This is a genomic window from Collinsella intestinalis, from assembly GCF_902501455.1.
GTDB classification, from domain to species: domain Bacteria; phylum Actinomycetota; class Coriobacteriia; order Coriobacteriales; family Coriobacteriaceae; genus Collinsella; species Collinsella intestinalis.
In genome coordinates, this window is sequence record NZ_CABWIC010000018.1 from 1 (window position 1) to 255 (window position 255).

The 255-nt window shown below is 70.2% G+C and carries 1 protein-coding gene; it reads left to right on the top strand.

Annotation, left to right across the window (positions count from 1 at the left end; translation table 11 throughout):
• Positions 1-255: hypothetical protein (locus AOBCEHNH_RS07045; RefSeq protein ID WP_193221218.1), on the top strand; the 255-nt coding region annotated here is incomplete at both ends.

Genomic DNA, 255 nt, shown 5'->3' on the forward strand with positions numbered 1-255 from the left:
GTCGAGGGCGAGTCCGCGAACGTCGAGGCCGTCTTCGCCGACGCCGCCAAGCCCGTCGAGTTCACGACCGTGAACTTCTACGTCGGCGGCAAGGTCGTCTCCACCGCGGCGCTCCCGTCCGGGACCGACTTCGCCCAGTTCCGCTCCTTCGCCGACGGCGCCGTCGAGCTGCCCGCGGGCAAGGTCCTCGCCGGCTGGAAGTGGACCGGCGACTCCGACAAGAACCTCATCCCCGGCGACTACAAGGTCGAGGGC